Origin of the sequence: Pseudoxanthomonas yeongjuensis (assembly GCF_010093345.1) — a bacterium.
Classification (GTDB): Bacteria; Pseudomonadota; Gammaproteobacteria; order Xanthomonadales; family Xanthomonadaceae; genus Pseudoxanthomonas_A; species Pseudoxanthomonas_A yeongjuensis.
Genome location: NZ_PDWT01000001.1, coordinates 254,072 through 271,744 on the forward strand (window position 1 = coordinate 254,072; position 17,673 = coordinate 271,744).

At 64.8% G+C, this 17,673-nt stretch carries 12 protein-coding genes and 1 tRNA gene; 10 read left to right on the forward strand and 3 right to left on the reverse strand.

Annotated elements, in window-relative coordinates; genetic code table 11:
• The first annotated feature begins 83 nt into the window (after positions 1-83).
• The 6 genes from thrC to CSC74_RS01200 all read left to right on the forward strand — a co-directional run bounded on the left by thrC (position 84) and on the right by CSC74_RS01200 (position 7,045).
• Positions 84-1,376, forward strand: coding sequence for a threonine synthase (gene thrC, locus CSC74_RS01175; RefSeq protein WP_162312594.1), 1,293 nt, complete (start codon positions 84-86; stop codon positions 1,374-1,376).
• 82 nt (positions 1,377-1,458) lie between these two features.
• Positions 1,459-2,490, forward strand: a complete 1,032-nt coding sequence (locus CSC74_RS01180) for a LacI family DNA-binding transcriptional regulator (protein ID WP_162312595.1) — start codon at positions 1,459-1,461, stop codon at positions 2,488-2,490.
• Positions 2,491-2,735: 245 nt separating this feature from the next.
• Positions 2,736-4,874: a TonB-dependent siderophore receptor gene (locus CSC74_RS01185; RefSeq protein WP_162312596.1), complete on the forward strand. Its 2,139-nt coding sequence runs from the start codon at positions 2,736-2,738 to the stop codon at positions 4,872-4,874.
• 20 nt (positions 4,875-4,894) lie between these two features.
• The gene (locus CSC74_RS01190; protein WP_162312597.1) at positions 4,895-5,188 is read left to right on the forward strand and encodes a hypothetical protein; all 294 of its coding nucleotides are present in this window, start codon (positions 4,895-4,897) and stop codon (positions 5,186-5,188) included.
• On the forward strand, positions 5,188-5,451 hold the full coding sequence (locus tag CSC74_RS01195; protein WP_162312598.1) for a hypothetical protein: 264 nt from the start codon (positions 5,188-5,190) through the stop codon (positions 5,449-5,451). Before CSC74_RS01190 ends, CSC74_RS01195 begins: the two co-directional genes overlap by 1 nt.
• A gap of 10 nt (positions 5,452-5,461) precedes the next feature.
• Entirely contained in the window at positions 5,462-7,045 is a 1,584-nt protein-coding gene (locus CSC74_RS01200; RefSeq protein WP_162312599.1) for a PepSY-associated TM helix domain-containing protein, read from the forward strand.
• A gap of 66 nt (positions 7,046-7,111) precedes the next feature.
• Here the strand turns inward: CSC74_RS01200 and CSC74_RS01205 are convergent, their stop codons facing one another.
• Both CSC74_RS01205 and CSC74_RS01210 read right to left on the reverse strand, forming a co-directional pair.
• Positions 7,112-8,785 (reverse strand): alpha-amylase family glycosyl hydrolase, encoded by a 1,674-nt coding sequence (locus tag CSC74_RS01205; RefSeq protein WP_162312600.1) that lies wholly within the window; start codon positions 8,783-8,785, stop codon positions 7,112-7,114.
• Positions 8,782-10,218 (reverse strand): MFS transporter, encoded by a 1,437-nt coding sequence (locus CSC74_RS01210; RefSeq protein WP_246192985.1) that lies wholly within the window; start codon positions 10,216-10,218, stop codon positions 8,782-8,784. Before CSC74_RS01210 ends, CSC74_RS01205 begins: the two co-directional genes overlap by 4 nt.
• A 454-nt stretch (positions 10,219-10,672) precedes the next feature.
• On the opposite strand from CSC74_RS01210, the gene CSC74_RS01215 reads away from it, so the two are divergent.
• The 3 genes from CSC74_RS01215 (at position 10,673) to CSC74_RS01225 (ending at position 16,721) form a co-directional block, all read left to right on the forward strand.
• Entirely contained in the window at positions 10,673-12,292 is a 1,620-nt protein-coding gene (locus tag CSC74_RS01215; RefSeq protein WP_162312602.1) for an alpha-glucosidase family protein, read from the forward strand.
• Positions 12,293-12,452: 160 nt separating this feature from the next.
• Positions 12,453-13,454 carry an alpha/beta hydrolase gene (locus tag CSC74_RS01220; protein ID WP_162312603.1) on the forward strand — a complete coding sequence of 334 codons (1,002 nt, stop codon included), beginning with the start codon at positions 12,453-12,455 and terminating at the stop codon, positions 13,452-13,454.
• Between the two features lie 456 nt (positions 13,455-13,910).
• A complete protein-coding gene (locus CSC74_RS01225) occupies positions 13,911-16,721 on the forward strand; it encodes a TonB-dependent receptor (RefSeq protein WP_162312604.1) in 2,811 nt (936 codons plus the stop codon).
• A 217-nt stretch (positions 16,722-16,938) separates the two neighbouring features.
• On the opposite strand, the gene CSC74_RS01230 is transcribed toward CSC74_RS01225, so the two are convergent.
• Positions 16,939-17,014 (reverse strand) — tRNA-Ala (locus CSC74_RS01230).
• Between the two features lie 249 nt (positions 17,015-17,263).
• Here CSC74_RS01230 and CSC74_RS01235 point away from each other — a divergent pair.
• Positions 17,264-17,596 carry a DUF6172 family protein gene (locus CSC74_RS01235; RefSeq protein ID WP_162312605.1) on the forward strand — a complete coding sequence of 111 codons (333 nt, stop codon included), beginning with the start codon at positions 17,264-17,266 and terminating at the stop codon, positions 17,594-17,596.
• Positions 17,597-17,673 lie beyond the last annotated feature (77 nt).

Sequence of the window (17,673 nt, forward strand, 5' to 3'; positions counted from 1 at the left end):
AGCACATCATTCTCCTTCCCTCATCCGCCCTTCGGGCACCTTCTCCCGGTGGGAGAAGGGAAGAAACGGATCAACGACCAACCATGAACTTCATCTCCACCCGCGACAATTCCCCCGCAACCACCCTCAGTCAGGCCATCGCCGCCGGCCTCGCGCCCGATGGCGGGCTGTACGTGCCGGAGACGTTGCCCTCCGCGCGCCCTCTGGAACTCGGCAGCGACCTGGCCGACACCGCCGCGCTGCTCATCGCTCCGTTCTTCGCCGGCGATGCGCTGGCCGATGCGTTGCCTGCGATCTGCCGGGAAGCCTTCGACTTCCCCGCGCCGATGCTGCCGCTGGCGACGCCGGACGATCACGTGCTCGAGTTGTTCCATGGCCCCACGGCAGCCTTCAAGGATTTCGGCGCGCGTTTCCTCGCTGCCTGCCTGACCCGCTTGCGCAAACAGGAAGATCGTCCGCTGACCATCCTGGTGGCCACCTCCGGCGATACCGGCGCCGCCGTCGCCGCCGCGTTCCACAACCGGCCCGGACTGCGGGTCATCGTGCTTTATCCCGATGGCCGGGTGTCGCCGCGCCAGGCGCATCAGCTGGGCTGTTTCGGCGACAACATCACCGCGTTGCGCGTGGCCGGTTCGTTCGACGATTGCCAGGCCCTGGTCAAGCGCGCGCTCAACGACGCGGCGCTGCAGGCGCAGGCGCCGATGAGCTCGGCCAACAGCATCAGCCTGGGCCGCCTGTTGCCGCAGATGAGCTATTACGCGCATGCGGCGCTGGCGCATAAGCGCGCCACCGGCGAAGCGCTGAATTTCGTCATTCCCACCGGCAACCTCGGCAATGCCATGGCCGCGATCATCGCGCGCGCGCTGGGCGTGCCGCTGGGCCGCATCGTGCTGGCGACCAACGCCAACGACGTATTGCCGAAGTTCTTCTCCGGCGCGGACTATTCGCCCGCCGACAGCGCCGCCACCATCGCCAACGCGATGGATGTCGGTGCGCCGAGCAATTTCGAACGCCTGCGCTGGCTTTACCGGGGCGACGACGCGGCCCTGCGCGCGGCCTTCACCGCGTCCAGCGTGGACGACGGGCAGATCCGCGACACGATCCGTGCGCGCTACCAGGCCCATGGCGAAGTGTTCTGCCCGCATACCGCGACCGCGGTGAAGGTGCTGCAGGACCTGCGCGGGCAGGGCGCCGCCGGCGATTGGGCGGTCGCGGCGACCGCGCATCCGGCCAAGTTCGAAAGCGTGGTCGAGCCCTTGATCGGACGCACTCTGGAAGTGCCGCCGGCATTGGCCGGGTTGCTCGCGCGCCCGGCGCATGCCGATCCCATTGCCGCCGATTACAGCGTTTTTCGCGAATACGTCGCCCGCGGCTGATGGCGCGGCCGCAGCGCTGCGGCTGCGGCTGCGGTGTGCGGCGCGCCATGCCTATGCCGGGCGTTTCTGCGACCATGGCGCCATGACGATCAAGGGCAAGGCGACTTCGCTGGATATCGCGCACCTGGCCGGGGTTTCCCAGCCGACGGTGTCGCGTGCCCTGCGTGGCAGCCCGATGGTCAGCGAGGAAACGCGCAAGCGCATCCAGGCCATCGCCGAGCAGCTGAACTACAAGGTCGACAAGAACGCCTCCAACCTGCGGACCCAGCACTCCGGGACCATCGCGTTGCTGTTCTTCGAGGATCCCACCCCCGACGATTCGCAGATCAACCCTTTCTTCCTGTCGATGCTGGGTTCGATCACGCGCGCATGCGCGCTGCAGAGTTACGACCTGCTGATCTCGTTCCAGCAACTGTCGACCAACTGGCAGGCCGACTACGAGGACAGCAACAAGGCCGACGGCCTGATCCTGCTGGGCTATGGGGACTACCTGGAGTCGCAATCGCGGCTCGAACGCCTGGTCGAGCAGGGCACGCACTTCGTGCGCTGGGGCGCGGTGCTGCCCGGGCAGCCCGGCATTTCGATCGGTTGCGACAATTTCCAGGGCGGCCACGACATCACCACGCACCTGCTCGGACAGGGGCGGCGCAGCATCGCTTTCCTGGGCCATGCCTCGAACCACTATCCGGAATTCTTCGAGCGCTATCGCGGCTATGCCCACGCGCTGCTGAGCGAAGACCAGCGGGTGCTGCCCGCCTTGCAGGTGGACGCGGTGACCGCCGAGCAATCCGGCTACGAGGCCGCGCAGGAATTGCTGGCGCGTGGCCAACCGTTCGACGCCATCTTCGCGGCCAGCGACCTGATCGCGATCGGCGCGATGAAGGCTTTGCACGAGCGTGGCCTGCGCGTGCCCGACGACGTGGCGGTGGCCGGGTTCGACGACATCCCGCTGGCCGCTTTCGTCAATCCCAGCCTGTCCACCGTGCAGCAGGACACCAAGCTGGCCGGCCGGATCCTGGTGGAAACCCTGCTGGCGCTGATCAACAACGAACCCGCGGAAAGCCGGACCATCCCGGTCAAGCTGGCGCTGCGCAGGTCTTCCGGCGCGGGCTGAAGCTTCTGTGGGAGGGGCGTCAGCCCCGAAGGCTTTGAAGCAGGAGCATCGGGGCTTACGCCCCTCCCACAAACATCGAGGCCGTCGTGTCTTGCTGAACAGGGCATTGGTCTCTAAGATAAGAATCATTCTTATCTGTCGCGTCACCCCAGCCTTCGCCACGGGCGGCGATACCTTCCGGTTGCGTCCACCGCCCTGCGAGCGGTCTTGCAGCTGCCCACGATTCGCCAGAACTGCAGGTTCCCATGCCTTACCCATCCTTGTTTTCCCCGTATTCCCGTACCCGCCTGTACCGGGACCTGGGACTGACGTTGGCTTTTTCTTCCGCCTTTTCGCTGCCTCTGGCTGCGCAGGAAAGCGGTATCGAAGTCGACGCGACCACGCTGGACCGGGTCGAGGTCACCGCTCCCATCGCCAGGGAAAGCGGCACGGCGACCAGGACCGGCACCCGGATCGCCGAGATTCCGCAGTCCATTTCGGTGATCACCGACCGGCAGATGCGCGACCGCGGCATCCATGGCGTGGAAGAAGCGGTGTGGTTCACCGCCGGCGCGCAGGGCGGCGGTTACGGCACCGACAGCCGCAGCGACTGGCTGCTGGTGCGCGGCTTCACCCCGGCGCGCTACATGGATGGGCTGGCGTTGCCGGAAGGTTCGGGAACCGGCATCACCCGCATCGAGCCCTACGGCCTGGAGCGCGTGGAAGTGCTGAAGGGACCGGCCTCGGTCAACTACGGGGCGATGCCGCCCGGCGGCCTGGTCAACTATGTCAGCAAGCGTCCGGTCGAAGCGCCCTTGCATGAAGTCGAAGCGCAGGTGGGCAGCGACGACATGCGGCAACTGGCCTTCGACTTCGGCGGGCCCTTGAACGACAGTGGCACGCTCCTGTACCGGCTGACCGGCCTAGCCCGCAACAGCGATACCTCGGTCGACTATATCCACGACGACCGTTATTTCCTGGCCCCGGCGCTGACCTGGAAGCCGGATGATGCCAACAGCTTCACCGTGCTGGCGCGTTACCAGAAGGCGGACACCAAGTCGGGCGCGGGCTTCCTGCCGGCCGAAGGCACTTTGCTGCCGAATCCCAACGGCAGGATCCCCACCAACCGCTTCACCGGCGAGCCCAACGCCAACGATTACGTGAAGACGCTGAAGTCGCTCGGCTACGGGTTCCAGCACGACTTCGGCGCCGGCACGATCTTCCAGCAGAGCCTGCGCTACGGTACGGCCGAGGTCGACCCGAACGTGGCGGTCGGTGCATTCGGATTGCTGGCCGACCAGCGCAACCTGTTCCGCTACCTGTGGTCCACCCGCGAGGACGAGAAGACGCTGGGCGTCGACAACAACCTGCAATGGCATTTCGGCGACCGCGTGCAACACACGCTGCTGGCCGGGCTGGATTACCGCCGTTCGCGCTACAGCTACGATTCCAACTTCGTGTTCGCCGCGACTTCGCTGGATGTGTTCAATCCGGTCTATGGGTCGATGCCGGACCTGGCGCCCGATTTCGATCCGGCGACCACGGCCGGCACGCGGCAGACGCAATCGCAGGTGGGCCTGTACGTGCAGGACCAGATGAAGATAGACCGCTGGGTCGTCACCGTCGGCGGTCGCCAGGACTGGGTCGGCACGGACAGCAACGGCAGCCACCAGAGCGACGACAAGTTTTCGGCGCGCGTTGGCGTGAACTACCTGTTCGACAACGGCTTCGCGCCCTATGTGGGCTGGTCGCAGTCGTTCCAGGCCACCATCGGCACCGAGCATCCGGATCGCGGTGGCAGTGCGTTCGTGCCCACCTCGGGCGAACAGGTCGAACTGGGCCTCAAGTACCAGCCCGCGGGCGGCAACCTGCTGGCCACGCTGGCGCTGTACCAGATCACCCAGGAAAACACCCTCACGGTCGACCCGGAGCACACCCTGTTCCAGATCCAGCAAGGCGAAACCCGGGTCCGCGGCGCCGAGCTCGAGGGTCGCTGGAACGTCGGTCGCGGCCTGAGCCTGTATGGCGCGTACGCGTACATCGATTCGGAAGTGACGAAAACGACCGTGGCGGACACGCTGGGCAAGCAGATCGCGTTGCAGCCCAGGCACGCCGCGTCGGCGGGCGGCGACTACACGATCACCGAAGGCGCGCTCTCCGGGCTGGGCTTCGGCGCCGGCGTGCGCTACACCGGCGAGCATTACGGCGATGCCCCCAACCTGTGGCGGACGCCGTCGTACACGGTCTTCGATGCCGCCGTGCATTACGACTTCGGCAACTGGCGCCTGCAATTGAACGCGCAGAACGTCACCGACAAGGAATACATCAGCGCCTGCAACGCGGTGTACTGGTGCTATTACGGCTACGCCCGCAACGTCACCGCCACGGCGCGTTACCAGTGGTAGGAGCGCGCTAGCGCCATCCGATGGGCATCCTGATCGCGGTCGCTGCTTTCACGACTTCGCTGCTTTCCGCGGTGGCGTTGTATGCGGGCTCAGCCCATTGCCGATGGCCGGCGCTGCACGGCTGGCGCGGCACCGGTAGTTGGACCGGGCTGGCGCTGGCCGGCCTTTCGCTCTGGCTGTGGGTGCTGACGCTGGGCGGCGGTGCCGGGTTATGCGTGATGCTGGGAACCTGGATGCTGGCGATGATGGCGTTGCCCTATGTTGCGTTGGCAACAGGTGGGACGGCTGCAGGTCGGCATGAAGGGGAAGGCTGATGTGGGCGCGTGCGCTTGCGGGCGTCTTTCCGGGTTTTTTTCTATCTGCCGGTCTGGTGGGAGCCGTGTCCTGGCTGTGGCCTGGCCCCTGGCAGGCGACACTGGTGCCGGGGCTGATCGCGGTCTTTCCGATATGGATGTGCGTCATCGGAGCGAGTTTCTTCTTCCGCGACGGCAAGCGCGCATGGGCATGGCTCAGCATCGCCGCCCTCGTCGCGATGGGATTCCTGTGGCTGCTGCAATCCATGCGCCTGGTCGAGTGAGGCGATACGCATGAAGCTCAAGTCAGCCACCTTGCGCACGTTCACCACCTTGCATACCTGGGTGGGCCTGGTCGCGGGGTTCGCGTTGTTCGTCGCGTTCTACGCCGGCGCCATCACCGTCTGCCATCATGAGCTGCAGGTCTGGCAGTCGCCGCATGCGGCCGGTCGCCCATCGCAGACGCTCGACGATGCGCAGCGCCTGCTCGATGAGACGCTGCGGCGGCATCCCGAAGCGCGCAAGCACGCGGGCATGCTGATCCCGGGCGATGAATCGCCGCATTCGGTGATCTATTGGCAGGATGCGAAAGGCGTCTGGCAGTTCGCCACGCTGGACGATCCGCAGGGCTCGACGGAACCGCCGCAGGCCGCGCTGTCCGAGCTGGTCAATGCATTGCACTATTCATTGGGGATACCCGTCGCTGGCACCTACCTGATGGGCATCGTCAGCCTGCTGTACGGCGTGGCGCTGTTCTCGGGACTGGTGATCCACTTGCCCAGGCTGGTCCAGGATCTGTTCGCGTTGCGCCCTGGCCGCAACCTCAAGCGGTTCTGGCAGGACGCGCACAACGTGGTCGGCGTGCTCGGCCTGCCCATGCACCTCATGTTCGCAGTCACCGGCGCCATGCTGTGCCTGCTGCTGGTGACGATGATGGTGCTGAACCCGTTGGTCTACCGCGGCGGATTGATGGCTGCGCTGCCGGCGGCATTCGATACCGCTCCAGTGCGGCCGGCGACGCAGGAGGCGGTGCGACCGGGAACCCTGGCGATGTGGCATGCGCGCTCGGTCGAAATCGCGCTGCAGCAGGGCGAGAAGGGCTTCGAGCCCGCTTACCTGAAACTCGCCAACGCCGGCGACCGCAATGCCGTGGTGGAAGTCACCGGCGAATCGCCCGGCGCACTCGGTCCGCTGGGCGCAGTGGCGCTGGATGCCAATACCGGTGCATTGCTGCGCACGCAGTTGCCCGGTGCGCGCGACGCCAACCATGCCACCCTGGCGTCCGCGTATGCGCTCCACTTCGGCGAGTACGGCAATGCCTGGGTCAAGCTCCTGTACTTCCTGATGGGCGTGGGCGGCGCGTTCCTGTTCTATTCCGGCAACCTGTTGTGGGTGGAGTCGCGGCGCAAGCGCAGGCAGCGGCAACAGGGGCGTGCGCAGATCAACCTGGCCCGGGCCACCGTCGGTGTCTGCATCGGCCTGTGCGTGGCGGTGTCGGCGGCGTTCGTGGCCACGCAGTGGTCCGAATGGCTGGCGCAGCGGCGCGATGTCGATGTGGCTTCCGCCATCGGCTGGGTATGTTTCGGCACCTGGGGCCTGTGCCTGCTGTGGTCTTCGACACGCACGCCGGTGCGCGCCGCACAGGAGCTCCTGTGGCTGGCCGCACTGGTAACGGTGCTGGTGCCGGTCGCGCATGGTTTCGCCACGGGCTGGTGGTTCTGGAAGAGCGCAGCGGCGGGGCAGTGGGGTTTGTTCTGTATCGACGCGGGGGCGTTGGCCATGGCGTTCGGCTTCGCCGCGCTGGCGCGGGCTACGGCCCGCCGCGCGGTCACGGGGGAGCCGAACAGCGTCTGGGCATCGGGGCCGGCAGTGTCGTAGGAGCGACGTAAGTCGCGAAGGGTGATTTGTTTCGCGACTTACGTCGCTCCTACGGTGATCCGGGGCTCAGCGATTCTTGCGCGACATCGAATCGGCTAGCCTCGCGCGCAGGTCCTTGCGGGTCAGCGCCTGGTCGAAGAACAGCACGCGCACGCCATGGGCAGGGATGTCGATACGCAGCTGCCTGCCGACCTTGATCTTCTTGCTACTGAATCCGTCGCGCCACGTCCCGGGCTGCAGGAACTCGCTGACCTGGATCGATCGTGCGGCGTCGCCCTTGTTCAACAGCACCAGTGCGGTCTGGGTGATGCCCTCGTGTTCGTACACGCGGTAGAACACCGCTTCGTCGCCCTTCAACCGCAGGTTCAACTGCAATCCGCGCTGCAATGCGGGTGAATCGCGGCGCAGGGTGGCGATGCGTTTCAACGCGGGGTAGATCGGACTCTTGCCAGCCGCATCCACGCGCTCCTGGCCGTAATAGTTGCGATTGCCATCATGCTCGGCGTGGCCGCGCATGAAGCCGGTTTCCGAACCGTAATAGACCGCGGGGATGCCGCGCGCGGTGAACAACCAGTTGTTGGCGTCGATGAAACCCTGGTCGGTGGCATTCATCCGGGCCATGTCGTGGTTGTCGTAGAAAGTCACCAGGTCGTAGGGATTGGCGTAGGGACCATCCTCCAGGTACAGCGCCTTCTCCAGTTCGGCGAAATCGCTGCCCGGCTTCTCGAACAATTCAGCCAGCTTCCCGCGCAAAGGGAAATCCAGCACGCTGATGCCGCCGTTGCGTGGCAGGGTGTGCCCGGCGATGGTGGCCGCGTCGTAGTTGAAGTCCTCGCCGAACAGGAAGAAATCCGGATGCCTGGCGCGGATGCGGTCGGCGAAGGCCTTCCAGAACCGGTGCGGCATCCAGCCGATGGTATCGACGCGGAATGCCGCCGCGCCCTGGTCGATCCACTGTCCGTAGGCGCCGACCAGGTAGTCGAGCACCGCCGGATTGTCCTCGTCGAAGTCGGATAGTTGGGCCAGGCCACCGGCGGTGTTGTAGAACGCGTGCAGGCGCTTGTGCGCCGGGTCGAGCTTGGCCGGATCCAGATTCTGGTGGTCGGCGATGAGTTTTCCGTCGCGGTCGTAGACCTTGCCGTACTGCGGCTGCATCTTCGGCATGCTGTAGGCGGGCGAGCCATGGTTGCCGACGATATCCAGGACCACGTCCAGTTGCTTGTCCTTCATCGCCCGGGTGAAGCCGGCGAAGTCCAGGCCTTCGCTGGGCAGGTGTTCGTCCAGCTTGTAGAAGTTGGTGCCCCAGTAGCCGTGGTAGCCGGTCTTGCCCTGGTCCTTGAAGAACGCATCGGATCCGATCGGCGAGCCTCCGGTGAAGGCCTGGTCCGGGTTGTCGACGATCGGCGTCACCCAGACACTGGTGAAGCCCATGCCGCGAATGTAGTCCGCGTTCTCGACGATGCCCTTGAAGTCGCCGCCGAGGTAGCCGATGTTGTCCCCGTCCGCATCCGCCACCGGCCGGTCGAAGGTCCGTAGCGCCGGATCCTTCCCGCCCTGGTCGCGATGGTCGTTGGACGGATCGCCGTTGACGAAGCGGTCGGTCATGACGAAGTAGATGGCTTCGCTGGCGAAGGGTTCGGTGGTGCCGTAGAAATCGTCGGCGTCCGCAGCGAGCACGGAGACAGAAGAGCTTGCGTACAGCATTGCTGCAGCGAGCAGCGTGATGCGGGGTGAGGTCATGCCACGGTCTCCTTGCGCACCATCAGCACGCATAGTCCGGCTAGGATCAGGCTGATGCCGCCGATCATCAGCGCATTGATCGGCTGGTTGCCGAAGAAGGTCTTCAGCAGGAAACCCAGCAGGCTGGCGGCGACCAGCTGCGGGATGACGATGAAGAAATTGAAGATGCCCATGTACACACCCATCTTCCTGGCCGGCACCGCGCCGCTGAGCAGCGAATAGGGAATGGCCAGGATCGCCGCCCAGGCGATGCCGATGCCGGCCATCGGCAGCAACAGCATTCTCGGATCCTGGATGAAGCGGAACGAGAGGAAGGACAGGCCGCCGATCACCAGGCAGGTCAGGTGGGTGGCGCGCAGGCCGATGCGCTGCGACAGCGGGGCCAGGCCGAACGCCGCCAGCGCGGAGAACGCGCTGTAGGCGGCGAACAGCACGCCTACCCAGTCGGCGCCGTCGTTGTAGGCGGCAGATGTGGTGTCGGTGCTGTGGAAATGCAGCGCGGTGACCGCCGGCGTGGTGTAGATCCACATCGCAAAGAGCGCGAACCAGGAGAAGAACTGGACCACCGCCAGCCGTCGCATGGTGACCGGCATGTGGCGCATGTCGTGGATGATTTCGCCCAGCGCGCCGCCACGGCGCCCGCCGAAGGTCAGCAGCAACAGCAACGCATAGGCGGCAAGACCGCCAGCGAGCAGGTACAGGGACTTGTCCAGGCCATGACGGCCGACGCAGAACGCCAGCACCGCCGCCGGCACCAGGAAAACCGCCATTTCCTTCGCCAGCCGGCTGCCGGAGACGGGGGGCGGGGCGGCGGCGACTTCGGGATGGGCGTCGTCGAAGCGTTCCAGTTGTTCCGGCGGATACTCGTGCGTCCGCAATATCGTCCAGCCCATCGCGCAGATCAGCACCACGCCGCCGATGTAGAAGGACATGCGCACGCTAGGCGGGATGTCGCCCGCGGCGGCGGTGTTGGCCACGCCCAGTTGGGTCAGGATCTCGGGCAGCAGGTAAGCGACGACCGCACCCGCGCCGATGAAGAAACTCTGCATGGCGAAACCACGCGTGCGCTGCTCGGGCGGCAACTGGTCGCCGACGAAGGCGCGGAACGGTTCCATCGAGATGTTGATCGATGCGTCCAGCAGCCACAGCATGATCGCCGCGAACCACAGCACCGACGAGTTCGGCATCACGAACAGCGCCAGCGTGGTCAGGATCGCGCCGACCAGGAAGTAGGGACGGCGGCGGCCCAGCCGGGTCCAGGTGCGGTCGGAGTAGTAACCGATGATCGGTTGCACCAGCAGGCCGGTCATCGGCGCGGCGATCCAGAGGATGGCCAGGTCGTCCATCTTCGCGCCCAGGGTCTGGAAGATGCGGCTCATGCTGCCGTTCTGCAGGGCGAAGGCGAACTGGATGCCGAAGAAGCCGAAGCACATGTTCCAGATCTGCCAGAACGAAAGCTGCGGCTTCCTGTTCGTGCCGGCCACGCTCGTAGCGGATGTGCTCGTGTCCGATGTGTTCATTCTGCGTGCTCTCATTCCGCATGTCCCCCGCCGCACTGGGCGACGACCCCGGGCATGTTGCAGGCAATGCTTGCGGAAACCATGCTGCACTGCGAGACGTTCCACGCTCTCCGTGCTTTCCTGTGTAATGCCGGCGCGCGCGAGCAGAGGTAACGAAAACCGCTGAAAGCAAGGCTTTTTTCGTGGTATCGATGGGCCGCAGGCGATCCGGAGGACGTTTTGGCCCATGCGACGACAGCTCGCGTCGCATACGTATTCATCGCCAGCACGCGAACCGGTCCAATGCCGCGGACGGCGCGGCATGGAATAGTGTCGCCCATTGCGCGCAGCGGACGGCTGCGCGGGGCATGAAAGTCAGAGGACGCGGATGGCGACGAATCGTTGGTGGCGTGGCGGGGTGATCTACCAGATCTACCCACGCAGTTTCATGGATACCAATGGCGACGGCGTCGGCGACCTGCCCGGGATCGTAGACAGGCTGGACTACGTCGCCAGCCTGGGCGTGGACGCGATCTGGATATCGCCGTTCTTCAAGTCGCCGATGGCCGACTTCGGCTACGACATCGCCGACTATCGCGATGTCGACCCGCTGTTCGGCACCCTCGCCGATTTCGACCGCCTGCTGGCCAAGGCCCACGGCCTGGGCATCAAGGTGATGATTGACCAGGTGCTCAGCCATTGTTCGGTCGAGCACGAATGGTTCAGGGAAAGCCGCGAAAGCCGCGACAACCCAAGGGCGGACTGGTTCGCATGGGCCGATCCGAAACCCGACGGCACCCCGCCGAACAACTGGATGTCGCTGTTCGGCGGCGTGGCCTGGAAGTGGGAACCACGCCGCGAGCAGTACTACCTGCACAACTTCCTGTCCTCGCAGCCGCAGCTGAATTTCCACTACCCGGCGGTGCGCGAGGCGATGCTGGACAACCTGAAATTCTGGCTGGACCGCGGCGTCGACGGCATGCGCCTGGACTCGATCAATTTCTGCTTCCACGATGCGCAACTGCGCGACAACCCGGCCAAGCCGGCGCACCTGCGCGTCGGCCGCGGCTTCAGCGCCGACAACCCGTACGCCTACCAGTACCACCACTACAACAACACCCAGCCCGAGAACCTCGCGCTGATGGAGCAGTTGCGCGAATTGTTCGACCGCTATCCGGGGGCGACCACGCTGGGCGAGATATCGTCGGAGGATTCGCTGGCGACCATGGGCGAATACGTCAACGATCGTCGCCTGCACATGGGATACAGCTTCGAACTGCTGACCGAGGATTTTTCCGCCGCCTACATCCGTGGCACCGCCGAGGCGCTGGAGGCGAGGATGGCCGACGGCTGGCCGTGCTGGGCGATCTCCAACCACGACGTGCAGCGCGCGGTCACGCGCTGGGGCGGGGCGGAGGCGAGCGGCACCTTCGCCAAGCAACTGGTGGCGCTGGTATGTTCGCTGCGCGGTTCGGTGTGCCTGTACCAGGGCGAGGAACTGGGTCTGGGCGAGGCCGACGTGCCTTACGAAGCGCTGCAGGATCCCTACGGCAAGACCTTCTGGCCCAACTTCAAGGGCCGCGATGGATGCCGCACGCCGATGCCCTGGGACGACAGCGCGCAGGCGGGATTCACCACCGGCAGCCATCCCTGGTTGCCCATCGCCGAGGCGCATCGCGCGCTGGCCGTGCAAGGGCAGGAGCGCGACGCGCACTCCACGCTCAACGCCACGCGCGGGTTCCTGCGCTGGCGCAAGACCCAGCCGGCATTGCAATGGGGCGACATCCGTTTCCTCGACACGGCCGAGCCGGTGCTGGCCTTCATCCGCAGCTTCGAGGGCCAGCGCTTGCTGGTGGCCTTCAACCTGTCCGCCGCGGCGGTGGAATGGGAAATTCCTGGCGACCTGCAAGTGCGGGCCATCGACAGCCACGGCCTCATCGCCGGGCAGGTAGAAGATGGCTTGCTTAAATTGCCCGCGCAAGGGGTGTTCTACGCAACGATCGCTTGATCGTGGGAGCGGCGTCCCGCCGCGAGCTCTTGATCTTGTTGCCGCTTGTGTTTCCTGGGGAATCGGGCAAGGGCGAAAAGCTCGCGGCGGGACGCCGCTCCCACGAGGTGAATCAATGACGGAACCATGCCGCTTGCCAGCAAGGACCATGATCGTCGCAATGATCGCGATCCTTGCCGCCTGTGCGACCCATCACGGAGTCCGTAGCAGCGACGTCGGTCGCGATCCGGGTATCGATGCGCTCTCATCGCGACTGACGCCGCTCCCACAAGCACTTGGCGCATCGACCGTAATCGGTGCCGAGCTGGAGGCGAAGGCGTTCGCCCCGGACAAGGTCAAGGTCGCCATTTACCTGCCGCCGGGTTATGAACCGGCTTCCGGAACGGCCTATCCGACGCTGTATCTCAACGATGGACAGGACGCGGCTGAGGTTGGGTTGGGTCCGACGCTGGAGAAGTTATACGCGGACGATGCAATGGAAAAAGTCATCGTCGTCGCCATCGACATGCTGCCGGATCGCATGGGCACGTACGGTCTGTCCGATCGGGCGGGGCGACGCAGTATCGTCGGCGATTCGCGCTTCGGTCCCATAGGCCGCCGCGCGCACGACTATTCCGAATGGGTCGCTGGCGAACTGGTTCCCTACATCGACAGTCGCTATCGCACCCGTCGCGAACCCCAAGCGCGCGGCGTGCTCGGCTGGTCGCTGGGCGGACTCAATGCCTTCAACCTGGGCTGGGAATATCCGGATGTGTTCGGACGAGTCGGCGCGTTCTCGCCTTCGTTCTGGCTGTCGTCCGATCGGACCGACGCGGCCAGCGTGCAGCGCACGCGGCTGGCGCAGGGCAGGGTCGAGGCCGGGCCGAAGCGTGCCGGCTCGCGGTTCTGGTTCGCGGTCGGCAGCGCGGAGGAAACCGATGATCGCGACGGCGATGGCGTGATCGACGCCGTCGACGACACCCTCGACCTGGCCAGCGGGCTCGCGCGGCTGGGTTATTCCGCGAACCTGGAATACGCATCGCATCCGTCCTGCGAAGAAGCAGTCGCCTTCGAGTTGCTGCCGGATGGCCGGCACAACCAGGCCGCGTGGGCGCGGATGCTGCCGTTGTTCCTGCGGTGGGCTTACGGGAAGGAGCGGCCAGACGCACAGCCGCAGGAATGAGATGGACGCCGCTTCCATGATTGCGGATTGACGATGCACTCGAGTTGCTTTTCGCTGCCGCGCTGTATCCGGAATTACGCGCCGCTGAAATCTTGATCGTCTTGCTGCGTCGCAACATGCGTGTGCGTGTTGTCCGGATCGGCAGGGGATTGAATCGTTTCTCATCGCAAGGATTTGATTCGAAGCGCAGGCAATGCGACCGGGTCTCCTGAATACGCAGGTGTCCGAGCGAGCAGTCCGTTCGAAGCCCGCGTGCATGACGAGTGCTGCGTCATTGGATGACGCATTTGCATGAATACGTATGCAGCACAAGTTGTGCGGCGAGTGCCGCGACTACCATTGCCGCACGTATCGGGAACGGCCTGCGTAACCGGACGCACGGCTCCATGCGGGTGCCGCAACGGCACCGCGACAGAGCCGTGAAACTGAAAAACCAACCATGGGAGTGGAGGGGAGATGGTAAAGCTCAAGCGCAATCTGCTGAGCGTGGCGCTGGCGTCCGTAGTGACGATGAGCGCGACGGCTGCCTACGCACAATCGGCTGACGAAACCACCGACCAGGCAACGCAGGCCGAGGCCGCAGCTGCCAAGAAAGGCGATGCCAGGAAAGACGCCACCACCGAACTCGAAACGGTGACCGTCACCGGCATCCGCGCAGGCATCGAAGGCGCCATCTCGGTCAAGCGCGATTCCACCTCCATCGTCGAGGCGGTGACGGCGGAAGACATCGGCAAGCTGCCGGATGTCAGCATCGCCGAATCCATCGGCCGCCTGCCGGGCCTGGCCGCGCAGCGCGTCGCTGGCCGTGCGCAGGTGATCAGCGTGCGGGGCCTGTCGCCGGACTTCTCCACCACACTGCTCAATGGCCGCGAAATGGTCAGCACAGGCGACAACCGCAGCGTGGAATTCGACCAATATCCCTCCGAACTGGTCAGCGGCGTGACCGTATACAAGACCCCGGACGCCGGCCTCATCGGCCAGGGGCTGTCGGGCACGATCGACATGCAAACCGTGCGTCCGCTGAGCTATGACGGATCCGCGGCCATCGTCGGCATCCGCGGCCAGCGCAACTCGTTGGGTTCGGCGGCAGACAGCGATGCGACCGGCGGCCGTTACAACATCAGCTACATCGACCAGTTCGCCGACAATACCTTCGGCATCGCGCTGGGTTACTCCTATTCGAATACGCCCATCCAGGAAAACCAGGTCGGCTTGTACGAACCCTGGCAGGCCATCGGCGACAACTGGCGTCCGGGAGTGCCTGCCGGGACCTTCTACTCGGACGGCATCAAGGCGCTGCGCCGCACCGGCGAGCAAACCCGCACCGGCTTGATGGCCACGCTGCAGTACCGTCCTTCGAATGCCTGGACCAGCACGCTGGACATGTTCCATTCCTCGGCCGAGCAGGTGGATACCGCCAACCAGCTTGAGGTCCATATCGGCGACTACAACGGCGGCTATGGCCGCCTGGAAGTCACCGATCCGGTCATCAACGGCGACAACACCTTTACCGGCGGTACGGTGGGCAACGTGTATCCGCTGGTGCGCGGCATGTACAACAAGCGCGAGGACGAGATCAACGCCTTCGGCTGGAACAACGACTTCACCGTCGGCCAGGCGCGCATCGTCGCCGACATCGGCTGGTCGCGCGCCAAGCGCGACGAACTCAACCTGGAAAACAATACCCAGATGTTGCCTGCCCCGCAGCCGGATACGCTGCAATTGCAGATCAGGAACAACGGCTTTTCCCAGCTGAATCCGGGCCGGGACTATTCGGATCCGAATTCGCTGTACCTCACCGGCACGATCTACGGCTCGGGCTACGGCAAGGTGCCGAAAGTTGTCGATGAACTCAGAACCGCCAAGCTGGCCGTTTCGCTGCCGGCGCCGGCCTGGCTCAAGGGGTTCTCGGACATCGATTTCGGCTTGAACTACGCCGATCGCGAAAAGAACAAGCGCCAGCCCGAAGGCAACATCAATCTCGGCGCGCAAGGCAACACGACCATCGCGTCGGACTTGCAATACGACCCGGTCAACCTCGGCTTCGCCGGCATCGGCTATATCCCCGCCTGGAACGTTCCGGGCGCGGTCGCCCGCTACATGACCTTCGAACCGAGTGCCACGGCGTTCCCGTACCTCGTCGCCAAGGCCTGGGACGTGAACGAGGAAACCACCACCGCCTACCTGCGGGGCAATATCGACACCGAATGGGGCAACGTAACGGTGCGCGGCAATGCGGGCGTACAACTCCAGCGTGTCGATCAATCCTCGGATGCGATCCGGCTCTCCGGCGGCAGCGATCCCCAGCCCATCCATATGGGCAAGACCATCACCGACGTGCTTCCGAGCATGAACCTGGTGTTTGGTTTCGACCACGACCAGACCTTGCGTGTAGCCCTTGCCAGGCAGGTGGCGCGTCCGCGCGTGGACCAGTTGCGCGCCTCGCTCGAAGTGACCGCTTCGGATGGCCCGAACCCGGACACCGGCACCAACCTGCGTGACAGCTTCGCCAGTGGCGGCAACCCCATGCTGGATCCATGGCGCGCCAATGCATTCGATATCTCCTACGAAAAGTACTTCGGTACCCGGGCTTATGTGGCGGCCGCCTATTTCTACAAGGACCTGCAGTCGTACATCTATACCCAGACCGATCCGTTCTACGATCTGTCCGCGTACACGCCCGACATTCCCGAGCATGCGAATTTCCCGGGCGTCGGGGTCAACCCGACCGGCAGCTACTCCAGGCCGGTCAACGGCGAGGGCGGCACCCTGCAAGGCCTGGAGCTCACCGCTTCCTTGCCGCTCGAGATGGTCACCGACGCATTGCAGGGTTTCGGCGTAGTGGCCAGCGCCACCTTCAACGACAGCAACATCAAGATCCGCGACCCGGAAAGCTCAAGCAGCGTGGGTAGCGGCGAAATCGACCTGCCGGGCCTGTCCAAGCGCATCTACAACCTGACGGTCTATTACGAAAGGAATGGTTTCGAGGCGCGCGTCAACCAGCGTCGTCGTTCGGACTTCATCGGCGAAATCGGCAACTTCAACGGCAACCGCACGTTGCGCTATGTCATCGGCGAAAACATCACCGATGCGCAGGTCAGCTACACCTTCGGCGAAGGAACCGCCCTCAGCGGATTGTCCCTGCTGCTCCAGGCCAGCAACCTGACCAACGAGGCCTACCGGACCTACGCCGGCAGCAAGGACCGCCCCCTGGAATACGTCGAATGGGGCCGGACCTACCTGTTGGGATTGACCTACAAGTTCTAAGCGGTCGGCAAGTAGTGGCGACAAGAAAGGGCTGCGGAAAACCGCAGCCCTTTCCCATTTCCGCAGGAGCGCCCCTTGGGCGCGATGCTCTTCGGCCAGATCGCGCAAGGGCATCGCGGGCAAGGCCCGCTCCTACGGCGATGCCGAGGTGTCGCCGGGAAGCCGATTCCAAAAAACAAAGAAGGGCTGCGGTTTCCCGCAGCCCTTTGCGATCCTGTGGTGGAGCGGAGGGGGATCGAACCCCTGACCTCCACGATGCGAACGTGGCGCTCTCCCAGCTGAGCTACCGCCCCAGGTGCGGTGGAATTCTAACGCCATGGGTGAGTGCGGCGCCAGTCCGGGCGGCTTGGGAAGCTCGCCTTCAGGTCGCCCGGTATCGACACATGCAATAAAGGCGGACCCTTGCCCGACGAGGTGGAGTATCGTTCCGGCATGCGCCGGATGCCGCTTTGCCTCCGCAGGCGAGGACCGGCACCCGCCGAGGCCCGCCACCAGCGCCATGCCGGCATGCCGACCAGAACCGATAACCCATCAGGATCCCAGTGAGAAAAACCTACACGCTCAACATAGAAGGCAAGAACCGCGATCGATTGCTCGAGGCCAGCAAGCACGATATCCGCAAATACCTCAAGCGCGAGCGCAACAAGACCTTGCCCGCGGGTGTCGATTACTGGGATTTCGATACGAAGTCGGGCGTGGACGAGGCCAGTGCGGTAGTGATTCCGTACGGCGATCTGTTCAGTTCCATCGATGCGCTGGTGGCCGATGGCGGCGACCAGTTCTATGTGGAAGTGGTGAGCAAGCCCGGCCACCGCAGCGTGAAAGCGCCGCCGCCCGATGTGTGGGGAAAGCCGCGCGAGGAGTCCGGGACGTAGGAGCGACGTGAGTCGCGAGCGGAACAAACGCCAGGAGATATCCTTCGCGACTCACGTCGCTCCTACGTGCGCGCCGT

Coding starts and splice junctions, on each gene's coding strand:
- CSC74_RS01185 (WP_162312596.1), top strand. CDS start 2,736: ATGCCTTACCCATCCTTGTTTTCCCCGTATTCCCGTACCCGCCTGTAC.
- thrC (WP_162312594.1), top strand. CDS start 84: ATGAACTTCATCTCCACCCGCGACAATTCCCCCGCAACCACCCTCAGT.
- CSC74_RS01195 (WP_162312598.1), top strand. CDS start 5,188: ATGTGGGCGCGTGCGCTTGCGGGCGTCTTTCCGGGTTTTTTTCTATCT.
- CSC74_RS01200 (WP_162312599.1), top strand. CDS start 5,462: ATGAAGCTCAAGTCAGCCACCTTGCGCACGTTCACCACCTTGCATACC.
- CSC74_RS01215 (WP_162312602.1), top strand. CDS start 10,673: ATGGCGACGAATCGTTGGTGGCGTGGCGGGGTGATCTACCAGATCTAC.
- CSC74_RS01210 (WP_246192985.1), bottom strand. CDS start 10,218: ATGTGCTTCGGCTTCTTCGGCATCCAGTTCGCCTTCGCCCTGCAGAAC.
- CSC74_RS01205 (WP_162312600.1), bottom strand. CDS start 8,785: ATGACCTCACCCCGCATCACGCTGCTCGCTGCAGCAATGCTGTACGCA.
- CSC74_RS01225 (WP_162312604.1), top strand. CDS start 13,911: ATGGTAAAGCTCAAGCGCAATCTGCTGAGCGTGGCGCTGGCGTCCGTA.
- CSC74_RS01220 (WP_162312603.1), top strand. CDS start 12,453: ATGATCGCGATCCTTGCCGCCTGTGCGACCCATCACGGAGTCCGTAGC.
- CSC74_RS01180 (WP_162312595.1), top strand. CDS start 1,459: ATGACGATCAAGGGCAAGGCGACTTCGCTGGATATCGCGCACCTGGCC.
- CSC74_RS01190 (WP_162312597.1), top strand. CDS start 4,895: ATGGGCATCCTGATCGCGGTCGCTGCTTTCACGACTTCGCTGCTTTCC.